Source organism: Bradyrhizobium sp. Ec3.3 (assembly GCF_000472925.1).
In the GTDB taxonomy this organism is placed as follows: Bacteria; Pseudomonadota; Alphaproteobacteria; order Rhizobiales; family Xanthobacteraceae; genus Bradyrhizobium.
Genome location: NZ_AXAS01000062.1, coordinates 1 through 21,034 on the forward strand (window position 1 = coordinate 1; position 21,034 = coordinate 21,034).

Annotated in this window: 18 protein-coding genes; 6 read left to right on the plus strand and 12 right to left on the minus strand. The window is 60.5% G+C overall.

What is annotated here, in order from left to right; translation table 11 throughout:
- The 6 genes from YUU_RS0137885 to cyoA form a co-directional block, all read right to left on the minus strand.
- On the minus strand, nt 1-401 hold a 401-nt coding region (locus YUU_RS0137885), incomplete at its 3' end, for an acetoacetate decarboxylase (protein WP_027527031.1).
- A 41-nt stretch (nt 402-442) separates the two neighbouring features.
- Nucleotides 443-1,624, minus strand: a complete 1,182-nt coding sequence (locus YUU_RS0137890) for a patatin-like phospholipase family protein (RefSeq protein ID WP_035664486.1) — start codon at nt 1,622-1,624, stop codon at nt 443-445.
- Between the two features lie 105 nt (nt 1,625-1,729).
- Nucleotides 1,730-2,131, minus strand: coding sequence for a cytochrome o ubiquinol oxidase subunit IV (gene cyoD / locus YUU_RS0137895; protein ID WP_035664488.1), 402 nt, complete (start codon nt 2,129-2,131; stop codon nt 1,730-1,732).
- A complete protein-coding gene (locus tag YUU_RS0137900) occupies nt 2,128-2,778 on the minus strand; it encodes a cytochrome (ubi)quinol oxidase subunit III (protein WP_051390100.1) in 651 nt (216 codons plus the stop codon). The genes cyoD and YUU_RS0137900 overlap by 4 nt, the downstream gene beginning before the upstream one ends.
- The gene (gene cyoB, locus YUU_RS0137905) at nt 2,775-4,778 is read right to left on the minus strand and encodes a cytochrome o ubiquinol oxidase subunit I (protein ID WP_027526999.1); all 2,004 of its coding nucleotides are present in this window, start codon (nt 4,776-4,778) and stop codon (nt 2,775-2,777) included. Before cyoB ends, YUU_RS0137900 begins: the two co-directional genes overlap by 4 nt.
- A 1-nt stretch (nt 4,779) precedes the next feature.
- Nucleotides 4,780-5,778: a ubiquinol oxidase subunit II gene (gene cyoA, locus YUU_RS0137910; RefSeq protein ID WP_371260552.1), complete on the minus strand. Its 999-nt coding sequence runs from the start codon at nt 5,776-5,778 to the stop codon at nt 4,780-4,782.
- Nucleotides 5,779-6,290: 512 nt separating this feature from the next.
- Between cyoA and YUU_RS53030 the strand changes: the two genes are divergently transcribed.
- From YUU_RS53030 to YUU_RS0137935, 5 genes are all read left to right on the plus strand, one after another.
- Complete coding sequence (locus YUU_RS53030; RefSeq protein ID WP_245288226.1) at nt 6,291-7,568, plus strand: complex I NDUFA9 subunit family protein; 1,278 nt, start codon at nt 6,291-6,293, stop codon at nt 7,566-7,568.
- 162 nt (nt 7,569-7,730) lie between these two features.
- Nucleotides 7,731-8,204: an ion channel gene (locus YUU_RS0137920; RefSeq protein ID WP_198031901.1), complete on the plus strand. Its 474-nt coding sequence runs from the start codon at nt 7,731-7,733 to the stop codon at nt 8,202-8,204.
- A 535-nt stretch (nt 8,205-8,739) separates the two neighbouring features.
- Nucleotides 8,740-10,923, plus strand: coding sequence for an FUSC family protein (locus YUU_RS0137925; RefSeq protein WP_156944737.1), 2,184 nt, complete (start codon nt 8,740-8,742; stop codon nt 10,921-10,923).
- 14 nt (nt 10,924-10,937) lie between these two features.
- Nucleotides 10,938-11,150 (plus strand): DUF1656 domain-containing protein, encoded by a 213-nt coding sequence (locus YUU_RS62915; protein ID WP_027527003.1) that lies wholly within the window; start codon nt 10,938-10,940, stop codon nt 11,148-11,150.
- Between the two features lie 5 nt (nt 11,151-11,155).
- The gene (locus YUU_RS0137935) at nt 11,156-12,286 is read left to right on the plus strand and encodes an HlyD family secretion protein (RefSeq protein ID WP_051390101.1); all 1,131 of its coding nucleotides are present in this window, start codon (nt 11,156-11,158) and stop codon (nt 12,284-12,286) included.
- Between the two features lie 471 nt (nt 12,287-12,757).
- On the opposite strand, the gene eutC is transcribed toward YUU_RS0137935, so the two are convergent.
- From eutC to YUU_RS53035, 6 genes are all read right to left on the minus strand, one after another.
- A complete protein-coding gene (eutC, locus tag YUU_RS0137945) occupies nt 12,758-13,555 on the minus strand; it encodes an ethanolamine ammonia-lyase subunit EutC (RefSeq protein WP_245288227.1) in 798 nt (265 codons plus the stop codon).
- Complete coding sequence (locus tag YUU_RS0137950; RefSeq protein WP_027527006.1) at nt 13,555-14,952, minus strand: ethanolamine ammonia-lyase subunit EutB; 1,398 nt, start codon at nt 14,950-14,952, stop codon at nt 13,555-13,557. Before YUU_RS0137950 ends, eutC begins: the two co-directional genes overlap by 1 nt.
- Before the next feature lie 11 nt (nt 14,953-14,963).
- Nucleotides 14,964-15,791 (minus strand): ABC transporter permease, encoded by an 828-nt coding sequence (locus tag YUU_RS0137955; RefSeq protein WP_084801732.1) that lies wholly within the window; start codon nt 15,789-15,791, stop codon nt 14,964-14,966.
- Between the two features lie 6 nt (nt 15,792-15,797).
- Nucleotides 15,798-17,021: an ABC transporter permease gene (locus tag YUU_RS0137960; protein WP_035664496.1), complete on the minus strand. Its 1,224-nt coding sequence runs from the start codon at nt 17,019-17,021 to the stop codon at nt 15,798-15,800.
- A gap of 67 nt (nt 17,022-17,088) precedes the next feature.
- A complete protein-coding gene (locus tag YUU_RS0137965; protein WP_051390102.1) occupies nt 17,089-18,150 on the minus strand; it encodes an ABC transporter substrate-binding protein in 1,062 nt (353 codons plus the stop codon).
- The gene (locus tag YUU_RS53035) at nt 18,147-19,406 is read right to left on the minus strand and encodes an ABC transporter ATP-binding protein (RefSeq protein ID WP_084801733.1); all 1,260 of its coding nucleotides are present in this window, start codon (nt 19,404-19,406) and stop codon (nt 18,147-18,149) included. The genes YUU_RS0137965 and YUU_RS53035 overlap by 4 nt, the downstream gene beginning before the upstream one ends.
- Nucleotides 19,407-19,647: 241 nt before the next feature.
- On the opposite strand from YUU_RS53035, the gene YUU_RS53040 reads away from it, so the two are divergent.
- Nucleotides 19,648-21,033, plus strand: coding sequence for a PLP-dependent aminotransferase family protein (locus YUU_RS53040; RefSeq protein WP_035664491.1), 1,386 nt, complete (start codon nt 19,648-19,650; stop codon nt 21,031-21,033).
- The last annotated feature ends 1 nt before the right edge of the window (nt 21,034 follow it).

Consider the following 21,034-nt stretch of genomic DNA (forward strand, 5'->3'; position numbering starts at 1 on the left):
GTTTCGCTCTCATGCGTGATTTTCGGAGCAGCAAGCTTTTTTGGGAAACCCCAGATCTCGCGTCCGCCGGCGATCGGCGCATGATCGTCGAGATACATGGCGTGCACATAGCCGCCCTCCTGGACCACCCCGTCAGCGGCACGAAACCGCACCGGAATGACTTGACCGGTTTCAGTGTAGTCGCCAAAGCCGGTGGAGTCCGGCATGCGGATGAACTCATACGAGACCGTGTCACCAGTAACTTCCAGTGGTTCCGGCACGACTTCCCGCAAGGCATCCACATCGGTACGGTAGCTGATGACAACAAATTCGCGATTGTAGAATTTGTACGGCCCCCTGGGATAGGCGGGGTCGTTGAGTGGCATGGCGAAAGCCTTGGCACGAACATCGGCGAGCTTCATAAATCGGACTCCTGACTGTTGCCGAAATGTGTTGCATCAAATCATCCCGCCACTGCGCGATCTTGTTCGGCGAGATCGAAAACAAAGACGCCGTCCGCTCCGTCCGGGCGTTGCAGCACCTCCGGATGGCGAAGCGTGCGGACCGCATCGTTGTAACCGGCCTTCCAGTGTTCCTCCATCGTGCGGCGGGAAAACTCGTAATCCTTGGAGCAACCTTCATAATTCTTGGCGTGGTAGATGAGCTGTACAAGATTGTAGACCTTCTCATCCGCAAGCTCCGCCAGCCTCTCGGCCTCCGGCGACTGCAGCAGGTCCTTGGGTAGCTTCTTGAGCAGTTTTGCGGCTGTCCGGCGAGCCATCTGCAGTTTTTTGAATTGATCGGTCGCGGCCCGCGTGCGGCTGGAGAAGCGTATCTCCTTTTGACGCATTTCAACCTCGGTCAAGTTACGCGGTAGTTCGCCGCGCGCGCTCCACAGATCGAGCTGAAAAACGAGAGTGTCTTGCCGGGGGTTGTAATCAAGCACCCATTGCAACGGTGTGTTGGAGACTAGACCGCCGTCCCAGTAGAATTCTCCCTCGATTTCTGTAGCCGGAAAGCCGGACGGCAGGGACCCGCTCGCCATCACATGCTCGGGGCCAATCCGGTCGGTTGCGTTATCGAAGTAGACGAAGTTGGCGTTGCAGATATTCACAGTGCCGACACTGAAGCGAGTTGCTCCGGCATTTATCAGGTCGAAATCCACCAGGCGTTCGAGCGTGGCTTTGAGCGGAGCAATATCGTAGTAGCTCATAGCTGCAGGGCTCGTGGACGGATAGAGGTAGGGTGGCGGCTGACGGAGTTTGAAGAAACCGGGCGCGCCGAAGAGCAGTATGGAGAATGAGCGCAGCTGGTTGACGATTCGGTGTGCGAACTCGTCTTCGAGCTTCACCTCCGGAAAATAGGGCATTCCAACCGGAGAGGTGCTGACGGTTTCCCAGAATTCCCGCAATCTCTCGACACGCTTCTCCGGCGGATTGCCGGCAATAAGCGCCGAGTTAATAGCTCCGATCGAAATGCCCGCGACCCAGTCCGGATGCAGATTGGCCTCCGCGAGGGCCTGATAAACTCCGCCCTGATAGGCGCCAAGGGCACCGCCGCCTTGCAGCACTAATGCGATCCGCTCAAACGGCGGGCGCTCAGTCGTGATATGGGTCTTGCGCAGCAAAGGCTGATGGTTGGGCATCACGGTCCTCCTGTGTGGTTACTGTGCGTCGACATGAGACGACCCGCTCGATTTTCCGCCTCTTTTGTCGACCCTGCAGTTGACCTATCCTCCGCCCTCGCCGACCTAATGCTGCATCTGAATGATCCGCTCAATCGGCATCATGTTGTGATTGAGATGAGTCATGATCCATAGTGATCCGACAATCAGCAAAACCACGATCAGCAGGCCGAACATGAGTGCTAACATGTTGTTCAAGCTTTCGGCGCCGGTGGTGATATGCAGAAAAAATACAAGGTGAATGCCCATCTGCGCGATCGCCAACACCACCAGTGCAATCGGAATGCTGGGCTGCCAGACCAGCGACGTACCGGATACGATGAACGCAACAACTGTGATCAGCGTGGCCAGCCCAAGGCCGACCAGATAGCCGCGAATGCCTTCGGCGATCTCGCGGCCGTCGGCCCGCTCGTCGCCGGGAGCAAGGTCGCTATCATGCAGATGCAGACCAGTTTCGGTGTCGCTCATTTGGCCAACTCCATCAGATAGACCACCGTAAAAATCCCGACCCAGATGATGTCCAGCGTGTGCCAGAACAGGCCGAAGCACAGAACGCGCCTCATGATGTCGGCCCGGTAGCCCTTGGCGAACACCTGCGCCATCATCGTCAGAAGCCAGAGGAGGCCCAACGTTACGTGCAGGCCGTGGCAGCCGACCAAGGCGAAGAAAGACGTCAGAAAGGCGCTGCGCGTCGGTCCAGCGCCTAGAGCGATCATGCCGGCGAACTCGCGAATTTCCAGGAAGAGGAACGCGGCACCCAGCAGTGCAGTCGCTGTCATGGCGCCGTAATACATGAAATCGCTCCGGGCGCGGGCGCCGATGCTTGCGACGCCGCAGGCGAAGCTGGACAACAGCAGGCACGCCGTCTCCAACGCAACCCGGTTGAGATCAAACAGGTCCTTCCCGCTCGGGCCGCCGGCCGTCTCCCCGGACAGAACCGCGTAAGCGGCAAAGAACGCGGAGAACATGACGATGTCGCTGAGCAGGAAGATCCAGAAACCGAAGCCCGAGATGACGCGCTTGGAGGCGAGGCTGCGCTCCGCGTGCTCGATACGCAGGCCCAGATACGACCGGCGGCCGACATCAATTCTTGCGTCTTCTAGCGCGATGCTCATTCGGCGGCCCCCAGGTGAGCGAGCGCCGCGCGGCGGGCGCGGCGATTTTCCCGGTCGATACGAGCGACTTCCTCGGCCGAAACGCGATATTCGGTCCTGTCGCGCCACGCGAAGGCGACGAAAGTCACGAAGGCACCGAGGAAGGACAGAGCCGCTAGCCACCAGATATGCCAGATGAGCGCGAAGCCCAGGAAGGACGCGAAGAAGGCGCTTACGAATCCGGTCGCGCTATTGCGTGGTAGCTCGATGTCCGTGTAGGCCGGCTCGTCCGCGAGCACGTGCTGCCTGAGCGCGCGCTGCTTGGTCTGCCAATAAGCGTCGTCCTCTTCAATTCGGGGTAGCGCCGCAAAGTTGAAGGCGGGCGGCGGCGAGGATGTCGACCACTCCAGCGAGCGTCCATTCCAGGGATCGCCGGTTGTGTCGCGCAGCTGCTCGCGATGTCGGACGCTGACCACGAGTTGCGCAATCTGCAGCCCGATTCCTGCGAGAATGACGACAACGCCGGCGGCCGCCACGAGGAGCCAGGGATGCCACGCGGGAACATCGTAATGTTGCATACGCCGCGTCATGCCCATGAAGCCCAGCACGTAGAGCGGCATGAATGCCAGATAGAATCCGACGAACCAGCACCAGAACGCGGCAATCCCCAGGTCCTCTCTGAGGCGGAAGCCAAAGGCCTTCGGGAACCAAAAAGTGTATCCGGCGAATGCACCAAACAGAACGCCGCCAATGACGACGTTATGGAAGTGGGCCACGAGAAACAGGCTGTTGTGCAACACGAAGTCAGCCGGAGGGACAGCTAGCAGCACGCCCGTCATTCCGCCGATAACGAAGGTAACGATGAAGCCGATCGCCCACATCATCGGTGGGGGATAGGTGATGCGGCCGCCATACATGGTGAATAGCCAGTTGAACACTTTGACGCCCGTCGGCACTGCGATGATCATCGTTGCGACGCCGAAGAACGCGTTCACGTCTGCGCCGGCCCCCATGGTGAAAAAGTGATGCAGCCAGACCATGAAGGCGAGGATGCAGATGGCCATCGTCGCGGCCACCATCGAGCGGTACCCGAACAACGGCTTGCCTGAGAAGGTTGAGACCACCTCGGAGAACACGCCGAACGCCGGCAGGATCAAGATGTAAACCTCAGGATGGCCCCAGGCCCAGATGAGGTTCATGAACATCATGGGGTTGCCGCCGGCTTCGTTGGTGAAGAAGTGAAAGCCGAAGTAGCGATCCAAGAGCAGCATGGCCAAGGTCGCGGTAAGGATGGGGAATGCGGCAACGATCAACAGGCTGGAGCCCAGTGCCGTCCAGCAGAAGATGGGCATGCGCATATAGGTCATGCCGGGAGCGCGAATCTTCAGAATCGTAGTAACGAAATTGACGCCCGTCAGCAGTGTGCCGACGCCGGAAATCTGCAGCGACCATAGGTAGTAGTCCACCCCTACGCCCGGCGAGTAGGCGAACTCCGAAAGCGGTGGATACGGCAGCCAGCCGGTGTGGGCGAACTCACCGATCACCAGCGAGAGATTGATGAGCAGCGCGCCGGTCGCCGTCAGCCAGAAGCTAACCGAATTGAGCGTCGGGAAAGCGACGTCCCGGACGCCGAGTTGCAAGGGGACGACGATGTTGATTAATCCGATCATGAAGGGCATCGCCACGAACAGGATCATCAGCGTGCCGTGCGCCGAGAAGATCTGATCGTAATGCTCAGGCGGCAGGTATCCCGGCGCCTGGAAGGCGAGCGCCTGCTGCGATCGCATCATGATGGCATCGGTGAAGCCGCGCAGCAGCATGACCATGGCCAGAAAGACGTACATCACGCCGATATGCTTGTGATCGACGCTGGTGATCCATTCTCGCCAGAGATACGGCGCCCAACCCTTCAGCACGACATAGACCGCGATGCCGCCCACGATGCCGAACGCGAGGCAGCCGGCCAACAGCGGGATCGGCTGATCGAGCGGAATGGCCGCCCAGCTGAGCTTGCCCAACATGCTATTTCTTCCCCCGCTTGGATGCGCCCGGACTGGTTTCAACGACCGGTCCAGGACCTGGAGGCAGCGACTGCTTGACGACCTTATCGAACAAATCCGGCTCGACCGCCGAGTAGGCGAACGGAGCGACATTCATGCTCTGCTTCGCGAGATCCTGGTAGGTCTGCGAGGTGAGCGTCGTGGCGGCCCCTTTGCGGGTCTCCTCGACCCAGGCAGAGAACCCATCCTTCGGCAGCGCTTCGACCTTGAACCCCATAGTCGCGAAGCCGTCGCCACTGAAATGGCTCGACATGCCAAGAAAGGTTCCGGGCTGATCGGCATTGAGGTAGAGCTGCGTCGCCATGCGGTTCATCGTGTAGATCATGCTGCCGAGCTTCGGGATGAAGAAGGCATTCATTACGCTCGACGACGTCAGCGTGAAGTGGACCGGAGCGCCGGCGGGAATGACGAGGTGGTTCACGGTCGCTATATTGTGGTCGGGGTAGATGAACAGCCATTTCCAGTCGAGCGAGACGACTTGAACCTTGAGCGGCGCCTCGTTTGACGGCAGCGGCTGGGCTGGATCGAGTTGGTGCGAGCCGATCCAGGCCACGCCTCCCAAAAGCATGATCGTCATCAGCGGGATGGACCAGGTAACCATTTCTATCTGGCCGGAATAGATAAGATCCGGCCGACGGCGCGCGCTCGAATTTGACGACCGGAACCACCATGCGAAAGCGAGCGTTGCGACGATTGTCGGGACCACGATCGCCAGCATAATGGCGAGCGAGTCGATCAGTATCGTCGTGTCGCCCTTGCCGATGACGCCGTTCGCAGGGAGGATACCCGGCTCGCAGCCCGTCAAGACGAGTAGCGAAAGCAAACCGTAGCAACGCACCGCGAAAGCAGTCAGGCGCGCGGCTATGAAGCGCCGCCAGCCTTTGAACAAATCGACTACGGAGAAACGGCGCGTGCTGGACGCCGAAGATTGCAAGCGAGACTTCGTCGTATGATTGCTCACTTACCCTAACCCCTGGAGACATCGTTTACGATTCGGGAGGTAATCGCGGTCATCACCAGCGGTATGACCTCAACGTGCACCGGAGCCTCGCCGGGGATGCGCCATTCCCAAACATGATGTCGCGAGGATTGATGAAGCTCGCAAAACATGCAGAAGGCTGCTCACTCATTCGCACCCTGCGGTGAGCCGAGGTCGCAGCTTTCCACAGTTCGTCATCCCGGCCTATGCGAATCCGGCAGAAGCAGGCCCCCTCAGCCATCCTGCTCGCAAGCATTGTTCAGCCGGTCCTCAGTAGCACGGTGGGTAGGGGTAATAGCCCCCGGACCCGCTAAACCGCTGCTCGCTGGTCACCAAGGACAAGACCTCACGTGCAACGGCGGTGGAACGCCATTCGCTGTATGATAATGTTCGTGGGCCCGCTTTCGGTGAGAAGCCATTGGAGACATTGCGGCGGCTAACGGAGCAAGTTGGTTACAGGGAAGACACGGTCCGACTACCAGCAAGGTTGCGCTATGCTGAAACACTTGCTCAATGAAGCCATCGGTCACTTTTCCGGCCTTAGCGATGCGCAACTGGAACAAATTGAGCAGGCATTGCCGGCGACCAAGGCGCTGATCGATCTTCTGATTAGGGCACAACCGTTCTTCGAACAGGCGCAAACACTCTATACCGAAGCGGAGCCGCTAATCGATCAAGCCAGGAAAGAGTGGCAAACGGTCGGACCTGCAGCGCAGATATTGATTGATGCGATATCCCATCATCTGAACCAAGGCCGTTCGCCGGCGGAGGCCGCCGAGGCAGTGCGCGCGACGCTCGGCGGGTCAATACAGAACGTCGCACAGGATCGCGGGATGGACCAGGGAATGAACCGCGTGACCGTGTTTGGGGGGACTGGCTTTGTTGGTCGCCGCATCGTGCGCCATTTGAGCGACTCCGGTTCTGCTGTGCGCATAGCCTCACGTCATCCTGCGCGGGCCGAGGGCGACAACGCGGAACAGATCGTCGCTGATGTACATGACGAGCACGCCGTGGAGGCCGCCGTTGCGGGGGCCGACGGTGTCGTCAACGCGGTCAGCCTATACATCGAGCATGGAGGCGACACATTTCATTCGGTGCACGTCGAAGCGGCTGCCAGAATCGCTAGAGTGGCGCGGCGGGCCGGGGTCAAACGGCTTGTGCACCTGTCAGGAATAGGCGCTGATCCTGCCTCGCCTTCGCCCTATATCCGCAATCGCGGCGAGGGCGAGGCGGCCGTGCAAGCCGCATTCCCTAACGTCGTCGTTATCCGCCCCGCGGTAATGTTTGCGCCGGACGACGCCTTTCTCACGACAATTCTCGGACTGCTTCGGACCTTGCCTGCTTATCCCCTATTCGGCGATGGCAGGACGAGGCTTCAGCCGGTGCATGTGGACGACGTCGCCGCGGCGATCGCACAAATTCTGCGGCAAACACAAAGACCGTCTCCTATCTACGAACTGGCCGGTCCGCGCGTTTACTCATACGAGGAATTGCTGCGGACCATTGCGCGTATCGCAGGATTGCGGCCGGTGCTGGTGCGAATACCCTTTGGCTTCTGGGATGCCGTCGCCCGCTTCGCTGAGATCCTGCCGCATCCGCCGCTCACCCGCAATCAGGTTGAGCTTATGCAGATCGACACGACGGCGTCGGGCCGCCAGCCGGGATTTGACCTGCTCGGGATTTCGCCACGATCGCTCGAAGAAGAGCTCAAAGCGATGCTCACGCCTAAAGTCGAGGAAACTCAAAACGCAAGGGAGCCTCGTACCAGGTAGAGGCTGAGGAGGCTTCGTTACGGTGTCACGATCGACAACATCAGCGATGAAGCCAGCTACGGCGTGTACTCATAAACGCGGCATTGGACGAATGTCCGCTCTCGGAGCGAAGTCGGACGCGCCAAGATGGCGGGAATAACGTGATTTTGAGGAGAGCGCTCGATGGAGATGTTGGACAACCCAAGCTGGCGTTGGGGTCTGTCGCTCATCGTGTTGACTATGACCATTCACGCGACAGTTGTTCTGATTGTGGCTTTCGTGGGAATGAGGATACGAGTCCAACTGGAAACGCGTAACCTTGATGAGTGGAACCTGATCGCGATTCTGATATGTGCAACCGGACTGGTTGGATTGCTATTGGCCGTGCTGCACCTGACAGAGTGCGGGATTTGGGCAGCGGTTTATTTGTGGGTTGGCGCTCTCGATTCGCCCACAGACGCCCTGTTCTATTCCGTAGAGTCGATGGCCACGCTAGGCGCATCAGGGCTGACGCTGCAGCGACCTTGGCAGATGATGGGCGGTCTGGAAGCAGTTAACGGGATGATACTGTTCGGTGTGAGCACGGCGTACCTTTTCGCGATGATGCAGGTGTACTGGTCAATGCTCGCCAAATACGTGACCTCCAGCAATGGATGACGCGCGACGGCATCCATCATAACATGTCGGGACATCACCACAGTTTGTCACTTCGGTCGCCTTCCGGAGCGAAGCAAACATTGAGTAAGTCGCGCTTACATAAAGCGGATTTATGTCGAACGCAGGGACTTCCAAGCAGCTTCGCGGCACTTCCGGACTCGTGCACCGTGGCGGCCAGGTCTCCGCGCGGATGAGCGTTTACTCATGCCGGACGTCCGGCCTTCCTGTCTGCCGGCGGCGAGCGGCCCGAGCGGTCGGTCTTGTGCCTGATAAGCCACCATGGGCTGGCCAAACCGTGTTCCCGCCGAATTCGCATAGCACTGTTTCCGCCGTTCACCTAAACACCGACTATCAAGGGGTTTGACGTCCGCAAGGAAGGTCTCTGCGTCATGTCGAGGCTCGGTCGGGCGGCCGGCGAGGGATCAAGGCGGAATAGACAAGCTTCTTGCTGCGCCAGCGACGGATCGGCGCGTTCATTGAGGACGCGACGGGAAGATAATGAGCGTCGATAGTGACTCTGCCGAACGGCGTTACGATGATGCCAATCAGTGATCCGGACAAGGGAGTATTGTCGGATCGGGTCAAGGCGGCGATCAAGACTGCGCTCGCCATGGTGCTTGCCTATGGTGTCGCCCTTTCCATGAACTGGGGCAATGCTGATTGGGCCGCATTTTCCGTCGCGTTTTGCACCCTGTCGGCCGTCGGAGAATCACTCAATAAAGGCCTGTTGCGGTTATGCGGGACCTTTTTGGCGATTGTCGCGACCATCACCCTCATTGCTCTGTTTCCGCAGGACCGCTGGCTGTTCCTGATTGGCATGAGCATCGTCACCGGCTTCTGCACCTATATGATGGCTGGCACTTCCCGATGGTATTTCTGGAACGTTGCCGGGCTCTCGGTGCCGCTCCTTGCACTCGCCGGCGGCTCCAACCCGCTCAATGATTTTCAGACAGTTGTAACTCGTTTCGAGGAAACAGCGCTGGGTGTCATGAGCTACAGCCTGGTCTGGCTCCTGATCTGGCCGATCAGTAGCCGTGGAGCCCTTGAGAATGCAGTGCGTCGGCTCGTGGCCGCTCAGCGTCAACTCGCGGCGTACTATCTCACACCGACAATCGGTGAGATGCGCGACGCGAACCCAGAAGCTCTCAAGCAACAGGCGACACAAGTGTTGGCTCATCTTAGTAGTCTGCTCGACGGCGCGGAGGTCGACAGCTACGAAGTATGGGAAGCCCGCCTCGCGTGGCGAGGCTTAATCCGCCAGCTTTTGCAATTGAGCAGCACGTTTGAACGCCTGCGGCAGAGCTCTACGAAGGAATTTAACCGCGAGCTGCCGATGCCGGGGCTTCCAAAATTCGCTGCCGAGCTCGACCGCCGGTTCTCTGAAATCGGACGCATGCTGGAAGGGTACCCGCCGGAGCGCGGGCCGACTTCTGTGCCCTTGAACGTCGAAGAAAGGTTGGGCTCGCTTTCGCCGTTCCACCGAGCAGCGCTCCTTCTTTATGGCAGTCACCTCCAGGAGATCGACAAGCTCACGCGCGATCTGTTTGAGACAGTCGCCGACATCCGGAACTTCACTCGCGCCAAGGTTAATCCGGCCTACGAGTCGATGTCGCTACTTTCATCAGCGCTCGATCCTGAGCGCCTCGCGAGCGTCGCACGATGGTTCACGGGCCTGTGGCTAGCATGGTTTATCGCTCTCTACGTGCCGGATATCCCGGACACGGTTGAATTCATTGTTCTCGTCAACTCGCTTTCAATGGCGCTTTGCATGACGCCGCAGGCGCCGATCGTGCGCGTGTTTTTGCCCGTTGCATTTGGCATCGCTCTCGGAGGCGCAATCTACGTCCTGGTGATGCCCCACCTCACGACCTTCGCCAGCTTGGGGGTTGTGATTTTCGCTACTGTCTTCCTGATCTGCTACCTGTTCCATCGACCTATACAGGCCGCGGGCAAGGCTGCGGCCCTTGGATTGCTCGTCTTGGTGATGGGCGTTAACAACGAGCAGAACTACAACTTTCTCAATGTCGCGAACCTCGCCGTGGTCCTGCCGCTGGTTTTTGCAGTGTTGGCGGTCGCGACGCATTTTCCCGTTTCTTTCCGTGCTGAGCACGTGTTCCTTCGCCTGTTGAGCCGCTTCTTTGGCGCTTGTGCATGCCTTGTCTCGACGCTGTCCTGGAATCCAGCCGAGCCGCCAACGCTGTGGCAGCGTCTCAGGCGTGAGTTGCATCTCGGCGACCTGAAAAGAGTCCCGGGCCAGCTCGCCATCTGGGCAAGTGCGCTGCCCGCAGCCGCCTTGGGTCGATCTTCGACCAACCAGGTGCTCGCGCTCGTCGACAGCCTGCAAGCCCTTTCTTACCGCATGCAAGACCTTATTGAGATCCGCGCGACACCGCAATCACAAGTGCTTGCACGCGAATTGCTCTCCGAGGTGCGTAAGTGGCGACTCGGGTTGCAGGATATCTTCGGCAATCTCTCACAGCGTCCCGAGGCGGCTGATTTTGCCGATTTTCGCGCGCGGCTTGATGCGATGTTGGAGCAACTCGAAGGACAGATCGAGGAAGCAGTTGCAGTTGCGGACAAGGCAGGCACTTCGACAACAGAGAATGAGAATTCAGTTCGCCTACTCGGCGCATTCCGTGGCGTATCTGAGGCGCTGGTGAATTTCGCGAGGCAGGCGGGCGGGATTGATTGGGCTTGCCTGCGTGAGGCCCGGTTCTGACGGAGTGGGTGTCGATGCACCTAATCCCCCACGAGCTACACATCGGGGAAGTTTTCTTCCCGCCGATACTGCTTGATGCCGCCCTGGGTCTCGTTGCTGCCTCGATCACGGCACGACTTTTGAATCGTTTCCGAGTGTCACGGTACTTGTATCATCCGTCGCTGGTGTTGATCGCGCTGGTTGTGATTTACACCGGCTTGCTCTCGATCTTTCTGTTTCCGGGGTGAGAGCCATGAAACCGATTGTCAAAGTCATCACGACAGGCGTGATCGTGCTGACTGCTCTTGGCATGATTACATACAAATACCTCGACTACGTGAGATATCCCTGGACACGGGACGGCTTGGTGCGGGCACAGGTTGTCCAGGTTGTCCCACGTGTATCCGGTGCGCTCGTTCAGGTGCCGATCCAGAATAATCAGCTGGTGAAAAAGGGTGATCTGCTGTTCGAAATCGACCCACGTACGTTCCAGGCAACCGTGAACCTCGCGCGTGCCCAGCTCGACAACATGCGTGACATTATCAAGTCCCTTACCGAACAGGTTGACGTGATGAGGGACGCTGTCTCGCAGAGCGAATCAGCTCGTAACGAGGCGAGGTTCGAGGTGGAGGGTTATGCCGCAAATACGGAGAACGCGCGGGTCGAATTAGAACGCACCAAGACTCTGCTAGACCAAGGGGTGACCGATCAGAGGGATTACGATAACAAGAATACCACGTATCTGGAGGCTCTGGCCAAATTGAACGGAGCCAAAGCGCAGGTAAACCAGGCGACGGCTGAGCTGGAGCGCTCGAAAGACGCTTTGGCTCGGTCGATAGCCGATCTTGGTACGCCCGGAGTGGACAACCCCCGGTTGCGCCGGGCCTCGGCGGACTTGGAAATTGCTCAATTGAACCTTGACTTCACGAAGGTATATGCCCCTACGGATGGATATGTCACCAATTTACAATTGCACGTCGGGGATTCTGTGGTTGCCAATCAAGCGACAATGGCTGTGATTGATGCCAACAGCTTCTATGTCCAGGCGTTCTTCCGAGAAACATTCGTGGGGAATTTCGAGAAAGGAGATCGGGCCGTTGTCACGCTGATGAGTTATCCCTCCACTCCCCTGGAAGCCAGCGTCGAGAGCATCGGCTGGGGCATCGCCCAGCAAAACGGCAGCACAGGCTACGAGTTATTGCCCTCCGTCCAGCCGACCTTCGAGTGGATCAGACTTGCGCAGCGCATACCGGTAATTGTGCGCATCGAGAAGCTTCCAGACAACATCAAATTGCGCGCCGGCACCACTGCCTCGGTGGTCGTCATCACTGGAACGAGCACGAATGCTGACCGAGTGCCAGCCGTTCCCCGCCCATTGCAATGAAACGAATAGTTTCCGATCGTCCGGCGCTAACAAGAGGACAGCATTTCGGAATGTACAGCCGCTACGTTGTCCTCGTCTGCCGGCTTCGCACAGCGGCTTACGATCCCACATTGGTCATCGTGGGTGAGCAGGAGAAGTTGGGCAGCGCTCCATATCGCATCGCGACGCCGTTTTCCCGGAGGCGTGGTGCGGGCATCATGAATCATTGAAACATCGATTCGGGAATCCGTTACGATCGCCAACTAACAATCTACCAAAGTAGTGTAGCTAGGACCGTAGGTTTCTACCCGATGGAACGATAAACAGCTTGTGCATCAATAGGGATTGACTGACACTCTCTCCGCCATTTGTGCGATTTTCCACGCCAGCCTACGATCTTGTACGATTCTGTGCGCCTGACCAAGACGATCTAGGGTTCTGAATTTGCGCGCCATCTTTGAAGTCGTGCAGCTAGGGCTCACGGCACGGCGCCTATTCTCGAGGCCCGACCACAGGGATTGCTTCACCTCCCCGCAAATCGTTCAGCTGGACGCCCGTCACGGCATGCTTGAATGCCTTCTCGATCACGCCGACGATCTGTGTCGCGGCCTCTTCCGGCGGCAGTCCTGCGGGGCGAATATTGGATATGCAATTTCGGCTCGCATCCATCATGCCGATCCGTGGCCGCCACGTCACGTAGGCGCCGAGCGAGTCCGCCGCCGACAGACCCGGACGTTCGCCGATCAGGACGACGACCAGCCTCGCGCCAAGCGTTTCACCAATCTCGTCACCGATTGCGACGCGTCCCTGCTCGACCAGAACGAGGGGGCCGATCGTGAGGCCCCGGGCCAACAACAGCTGCCGCAGATCATCGAGCAATGGCTGAAGGTTGATTTCGATGGCCGAAGCGGAGAGGCCATCGGCGGCGATGATCGCGACATCGTCGCCACGCCGATGGCCCTCGATGGCAAGACGCCCCTCGGGCGAAAGGCGGCGTCCCAGATCCGGGCGGCGCAGATATTCGGCCCGATCGGCAGCGGCGCTCCGGACGGCAACGACGCTCCAGTCCCGCTCGCGAAGCAATTGCCCGATCGAATCGAAATCAAGCGTGGCGTGAACGGCGTCGCGCGCGCGGGCATGATCGAGCATGAAGCGGAGACTCGTCTCAGTCAGTTGCCCGGACCCGCTTCGCCCAAGCGCGATGCGCGCCGGCGTGAAGCGTCGCAGGCTCGCGAGCTTGTCGAGCACCGCGAGGTGATCGCTTTCATGCGGAGGGTCGTCTCGCATCATCAGGTCCTCATCGTCTCGATCAGCGCAATGGCCGGGCCGATCGCTCCGGACGCCGCCTGATCGAGCAGGCGACCGTCCGGGTCGGTGAGGCCCATCCGCTGCAGCCAATCCTCGAACTCCGGAGCACATCGCCGACCGAGAGTCTGGCGGGCGTAGAGGATGTCGTGAAATGCCAGGCTCTGATAGTTCAGCATGACGTCGTCGGCGCCGGGGACCGCGATGACGAAGGTGACGCCTGCGGCGCTGAGCAGCGTCAGCAGCGTATCCATGTCGTCCTGATCGGCTTCGGTGTGGTTGGTGTAGCAGACGTCGCATCCCATCGGCACGCCGAGCAGCTTTCCGCAGAAATGATCCTCAAGCCCGGCGCGCGTAATTTCCTTGCCGTTGTAGAGATATTCGGGACCGATGAAGCCGACGACAGTGTTGACGAGCAGCGGCGTGAACCGCCGCGCGATCGCATAGGCGCGTGCCTCCATCGTCTGCTGGTCGATGCCAAAATGCGCGTCGGCGGACAATGCACTGCCTTGTCCGGTTTCAAAATACATGACGTTGCGGCCGACCGTCCCGCGCGCCAGCGAGAGCGCGGCATCCTGGGCCTCGGCCAGGACCGACAGGCTGATCCCGAACCCGCGATTGGCTTTTTCCGAACCGGCGATGGATTGGAAGACGAGATCGACCGGGGCGCCGAGATTGATGGCGTGGATCGCGGTCGTGACATGACCCAGGCAGCAGGTCTGCGTCGGAACATCGAGGCGCTGGCGGACATCGTCGAGCAGCCTGACGACGCGCATATAGTCCTGCAAGGTATCGGTCGCGGGATTGACGCCGATCACGGCATCGCCGGCGCCGAACAGGAGGCCGTCAAGCAGGCTCGCGGCGATTCCACGGGAATCGTCAGTCGGATGATTCGGTTGCAGTCGCGTGGACAGACGGCCGGCCAATCCGATCGTGTTGCGGAACGCGGTCACGACGTTGCATTTGGCGGCAACCGCGATGAGGTCCTGCGCACGCATGATCTTGGACACCGCCGCGGCCATTTCCGGGGTAAGGCCGGAGGCGAGCGCCGTCAGATGGCTTGTCGTGGTCTCGGCGTCGAGCAGCCACTCGCGGAACCCGCCGACGGTCAGATGGGACACGGGTTCGAATGCCGCCGGATCATGGCCGTCGAGGATCAGACGGGAGACCTCGTCTTCCTCATACGGCACAAGATCGACGTTGAGAAAGGTCTTGAGTGGAAGATCAGCCAGCGCCATCTGGGCGGCAACACGCTCGATCGCGCTCTTGGCCGCGACGCCGGCCAGAGCATCACCGGAGCGGGCAGGCGACGCCTTGGCAAGCAGCGTCTTGAGGTCGTGAAAGCTCCAGCGCGTGCCGTCGATCGTCGTATGGTAGGACATGCAACAAGGCCTCACTCGGCCGGGGCGCCGGCTTGCCGCGATCGACGGGCGAGCAGATTGGCGACGATCAGCAACAGGATCGACAGGCCCATCATCAAGGTCGCGGCCGCCGTGATCGCCGGGCTCAGTTGCTCGCGCAGGCCCGTGAACATTTCGAGCGGCAGGGTGCGCTGCTGCGCGTTGGCGAGAAACTGTACGACGACCACCTCGTCGAAGGACGTCACAAAAGCAAAGGCTGCGCCGGACAATACGCCGGGCAGGATCAGCGGCAGCATGACCCTGAGGAATCCGGTCAGCGGCTTGGCTCCGAGAATGGACGTCGCCCGCATCAGGTTGCGATCGAACCCCGAGAGGCTCGCCCCGACGGTCACCACGACAAAGGGGCTCGCCAGCACGGTGTGGGCGAGGATGATGCCCGCATAGGTGTTGGCGAGCCCGAGGCGCGCATAGAACAGATAAGTCCCGACGGCGGTCACGACGACCGGGACGATCAGGGGCGAAATCAAGAGCGGCACGATGTATCGCCGCGCAGGGAATTTCGGGTCGGACAAGCCGATCGCGGTGAGCGTTCCGAGGAAGGTCGCAAGGACGGTGGCGCCCGCGCCGATCAAGAGGCTGTTGCCGATGGCGGCACGCCAGCGCGGCGTCCCAAGCACCACTTCGTACCAGCGTGTCGAAACGCCTGCGAGCGGGAAGGTGAAGAATGACCCGCTGTTGAAGGACAGCGGCACCGGCACGAAGATCGGCACGACGAGGAAGATCAGCACCAGCATGCACCAGAACCACAGCGCAGCGACGCGGATCCGTTCAGTGGTGGTCGGGTAGGGCGACAGCAGCATGGCGCTTCATCCCATCTTGAAGAGGTCGAGACCGAGATAGCGCGTCATCGTCACGTACAGGCCGAGCGTGGACGCAAGCAGCACGAAGCTGAGCGCGGCCGCCATTTCCCAGTTCAATTCGACGTTGACGTAGTTGGCAATGAAATTGCTGATCAACTGGTCGCTGGCGCCGCCGATCAGGACCGGCGTGATGTAATAGCCAAGGCACAGGATGAAGGTGAGCAGGCAGCCGGCCAGCACACCCGGCATGACCTGGGGCAGATAGACCCTGCGGAACACGGTTAAGGGTCGGGCGCCAAGCGACTGGGCTGCCCTGAGCTGCGACGTGTTTACCGCGCGCATCACGCTGTAGATCGGCAGCAGCGTGAAGGGCAGCTGGATGTGCGTCATGGCGATGATGAGACCCGTCCGGCTGTACATCAGCTCGAGACGGTCAGACGTCACACCGAGCCAGAGCAGCAGGTCGTTGAGCAGACCGTATTTCTGAAGGATCACGGTCCATGCTGCCGTGCGTACCAGGATCGACGTCCAGAACGGCAGCAGCACCAGCACGAGCACGATGCCGGCGATCAACGGCCGCACGTTGGTCATCACATAGGCGAGCGGGAAGGCAAGCGCCAGTGTCGCTAGCGTCACCAGCGTTGCGATCAGGAAGGTCCGGCCGAACACCCGGGTGAACACGGCCTGACCGGCGGGCACCGCGCCGATCGTTCCCTGATCGGTCCAGCGCAGGTCGAACGCGCTGAGCAGAAAGAATGAGGTTAAGCGGTTGGTCCCCGATCGGATTGCCGCCCAGCCCTGGTCTTCGCCGAGAAGCGGCGCCGCCTTGATCATCGCCTCTTTGGTGACCGCCGCATCCTGACCGGCAAGGCGCGCCACGCGCAACACCTGGCTGCGCGCGCCGGGCAGGCGGGTGTTAAGGGTCTTGGCGAATTCATAGATCGCGCCCGCCGCCTGGGCCGCCTTCATATCCTCCGCAAAGGCGTGGAAGACCGGTTCGGCCGGCACGCCTGCGGCGCTGTCCGTGCCCAAGGCCGCGATGGTGTGTGGCAGCGTATTGGCGATGGTCGGCTCATAGACGGCGCGCGACAGCAACAGCACGATCGGCGCCCCAAAGCTGAAGGCGAGCAGGAGCAGCAGCGGCGCGGCCAGTGCCAGTGGCCGCAGGCTGTCGCTGCGATCCATCGCGCCGGTCCGTGTTTTGATGCCTGATATTGCGATCGACGACATGAACATCACCTCGCGTGGTCGCTGACGATCGGGCAGGGCCGCCCGATCGCGATGTCGGCGCGCTACCTCACTGGGCGAGCCAGGCGTTGAAGCGCTTCACCAGATCCTCGCCATGATCGCCCCAGAATTCGACATCGCCGATCAGATAGGCCTTCATGTGGTCCGGCGCCGTCGGCAGTTTCGACAGCACATCCTTGGGCACGAACGGCGTCGCATCCGCCATCACAGGACCATAGGGGATGTGACGGCCGAGCTGCGCGCTGACCTCGGGTTCGGCGGCGTAGGCGAGATATTTGTAGGCGAGATCGAGGTTCTTCGCGCCTTTCGGAATCGCAATCATGTCGTATTCGACGATCTGATCGTTCCAGACGATCGCAAACGGCCGCTTGTCTTTGTCGATCGCATTCTGAATGCGTCCGTTCCAGGCGGTCGTCATCACCACCTCCTTGGACGCCAGCAATTGCGGCGGCTGTGCGCCGGCATCCCACCAGACGATATCCTTCTTGATCGAATCGAGTTTCTTGAAGGCGCGGTCGACCCCGGCAGGCGTATCCAGGACTTTGTAGACGTCGGCGATCGGCACGCCGTCGGCCATCAGCGCCCATTCGAGATTCTGCGCCGGGGCCTTCCGCATGGCGCGCTTGCCGGGGAATTTCTTGGTGTCGAAGATATCGAGCACCGATGTCGGCGCCTCCTTCAACACGGTGGTATCGTAGGCGAGGACGTCGCCATAGACATCGATGCCGACGCCGCAATCCAAAGCCGTGCCGGGAAGGAACCGCTTACGATCGGCGATCTTCGAATAGTCGAGGCGGATCAGCACGCCGGCGTCGCAGCCTTGCAGGACGGTCGAGGTCTCCACGGTCACGAGGTCGATCGGGACATCGCCGGTCTCCACCATCGCTTTGATCTTGCCGAGCTCGCCGGTGTATTCCTGCTCGTTGAACTGGATGCCCGCCTTCTTGGCGAACGGCTCGAACCAGGCCTTGCGCAGCGCCGACTGCCATTCGCCGCCGGTCGCCATGACGGTGAGCTCTGCGGCACCGGCGGGCTGTATTTGCGACATGATCCCGACGCTCGTCAGGGCAGGCAAGAAGGCAAGCAACGTCGTCCTGTAGATCCGCTTCATGAAACGCTCCCTGTGTTCGCGGTAATGCCGTCCGGGGCGACGCCTGCCGGGAAAGCCCGGCAATCGGCCGTGCGCCACCCAAGGTCGATCGCTTCGCCCGTCGCCATTGTTGCGTCGGGGCTGATCTTGACGGTCAGGACCTGCCCGCTCGGCAAACGCGCGAGGAGGCGTTGGTGGTCGCCGTGATAGATCCGGCCGTCGACCGTCGCCAGAAAACGGTTGTCCGAATGGTCGCCGCCACCGGCGATCCGCTCGGGCCGGACCGCCAACTGGACCGGTGCGCCGGGACGAATGTCTCCGATCGCCATGGCGGTCGTCCTCAATCCCGTGGGCAGCGTGACCAGGCATTGATCGCCATCGACACGTTCGACGATGCCATCCAGCGCATTGTTTTCACCGATGAAGCTGGCGACGAATGCGGTCGCGGGCTCGTTGTAAAGCCCGTCCGGCGTTCCGATCTGAACGATGGCGCCGTTCTCGAAGATGGCGACGCGATCCGACATCGTCAGCGCTTCGCTCTGGTCGTGCGTCACATAGACGATGGTGACGCCGAGCATTTCATGGATCTGCTTCAACTCGATCTGCATATGCTCGCGCAGCTTCTTGTCGAGCGCGCCGAGGGGCTCGTCCATCAGAACGAGGGATGGCTGGTAGACGAGCGCACGGGCGAGTGCGACGCGCTGCTGCTGGCCGCCGGAGAGTTGCGTCGGTTTGCGATCCTTGAAGCGCTCCAGCCTCACCATTTCGAGCGCACGGGTGACGCGCGGCCCGATGTCGGCCTTGGATACCTTCCGCACCGAAAGCGGGAAGGCGACGTTGTCCGCTACGCTCATGTGCGGAAACAGCGCGTAGTTCTGGAACACCATGCCGATGTTTCGATCGTAGGGCGGCAGGCGATCGACCGATTTACCGTCGAGCGTAATGACGCCTTGGCTGGGACGTTCGAAGCCCGCCAGCATGTTCAAAGTCGTGGTCTTGCCGGAGCCTGACGGTCCGAGGAAGGTCAGAAACTCGCCGCGGCCGATGCTCAGATTCAGCCGGCGGACGGCGTGAAAGTTGCCGTAAGTTTTCTCGACGTCGATGAATTCGACAAATTTGGCGTCGGCCGGTTTCCCCTTCTCGCGACCGGCGGCCGGCTTGCTTGTTGCCGCGGCGCCCGTCTTCCCGCCAGCGGCTGTACCCTGCTGGCCCGTTGCGGAGTGCGCGCTCTCGGCCAAGGCTTCACGAAGCGACGAACTTTGTCCGGTTGAAACCATCGCTCGACCTCCAGGGCACTTTGCCGTAGTTATGCGGTCACACAATAGGAGATTGAGTGACCATACAATGTGGAGATAGTAGCGTCAAGCTGGTGGTATGATGCAATTTATGGCAGACATCATGCCACATAATAGACTATTTAAGCCTGTTGGTATGCATACAAGATTGATTGTCTGGTGCTTTTCTCCATGTTAAGAAGGCTTTGCTGGACGACAGGAACGTTCGGGGCGCCAAGCCGCAATGCTCGAAAATCTGGAACTGCCGAACAACGACCGACCAATTTATCAGCGTTTGGCGGATGCCATCGGTGAGCGAATTGCACGCGGCGAACTGGCTGAAGGCGACCGGTTGCCACCGCACCGGGAAATTGCGCGCCTGCTCGGCATCAATGTCACGACCGTCACGCGTGCCTTCTCGGCATTGCAACAGCGCGGACTTGTGGAGGCGCGCCCCGGTCGCGGAACCCTGGTCGCCGGGAAGGACTCTGAAGAGGGCGGCTTCAAATCGGCCCCCAGCGACGAGGCCGGACTGATCGATCTGTCCGTAAACAGGCCGGCGACATCGGCCTATCGCGAGGCGCTCGCGCAGCTGTTGCCGCACATCGCAAAGGATCGCCGGTTTGGCGCCTTGCAGGACTATCATCCTCCCGAAGGTCCGGAATGGGCCCGCGCGGCGGTGGCGGATTGGCTCGACGGCGTCGCGGGCGATGGTGACGCCGGTCGCGTCGTCCTGACCGACGGCGCCCAGCATGGCCTTGCCTGCGTGTTGCGGGCCCTGACGCAGCCCGACGATATCGTGCTCGCCGATTCGATCACCTATCAAGGCATCAGCGCCCTTTGCCGGTCACAAGGCGTCGACCTGCGCGGCGTGTCGATTGACCGGGAAGGCATGCGGCCGGACGCTTTCGAGGTCGCTTGCACGACCTTGCGCCCTCGTGCGGTTTTTCTCGTACCCAGCCTGCACAATCCGACAACGGTTACGTTGGGTGAAGAGCGCCGCCGCGCACTTGCCGCGATCGCGCGCCGCCACAACGTGCTGATCATCGAGGACGATGTCTATCGTCCGCTGCTCGATCGCGCCGTTCCGTCTTTCGCCGCCCTGGAGCCCGAACTCACCGTCCACATCAGCGGCCTGTCGAAATGCATTGCGCCCGGCCTGCGCTACGGATTCGTGGTGGCGCCGCGCGCGGTGCTCGGCAATGTCGCGGCGGCGCTCCGGATCGATTGCTGGAGCATCAGCCCGCTCACGGCACTGATCGCCACCATTTTGCTGGAAGAGGGGACCGCGAAGCGTATCATCGAGGTCCAGCGTGAGGAGTTGCGCCGGCGCCAGGCGATCTTGCGCGATGCGCTTGCGGCATTCGATGTCCAGACGCAGGAGACGTCGCCCCACGCCTGGTTGCATTTGCCCGAGCCCTGGCGTGGCGCTGCTTTCGCCCGCGCCTGCCGTCAGCGTGGCGTAGGCGTGCTTCCTGCGGATGCGTTCGCCGTGGGACGCGAAACTCTCGCGCATGCTGTGCGCATCAATGTGGGCGCCGCTCCGTCATCCGGCGAATTGCGGCAGGCGCTTTCGATCATGACCGACCTGCTGAATGCAGGTCATTTTGAAATCTCAGGCGCGGTCTGAG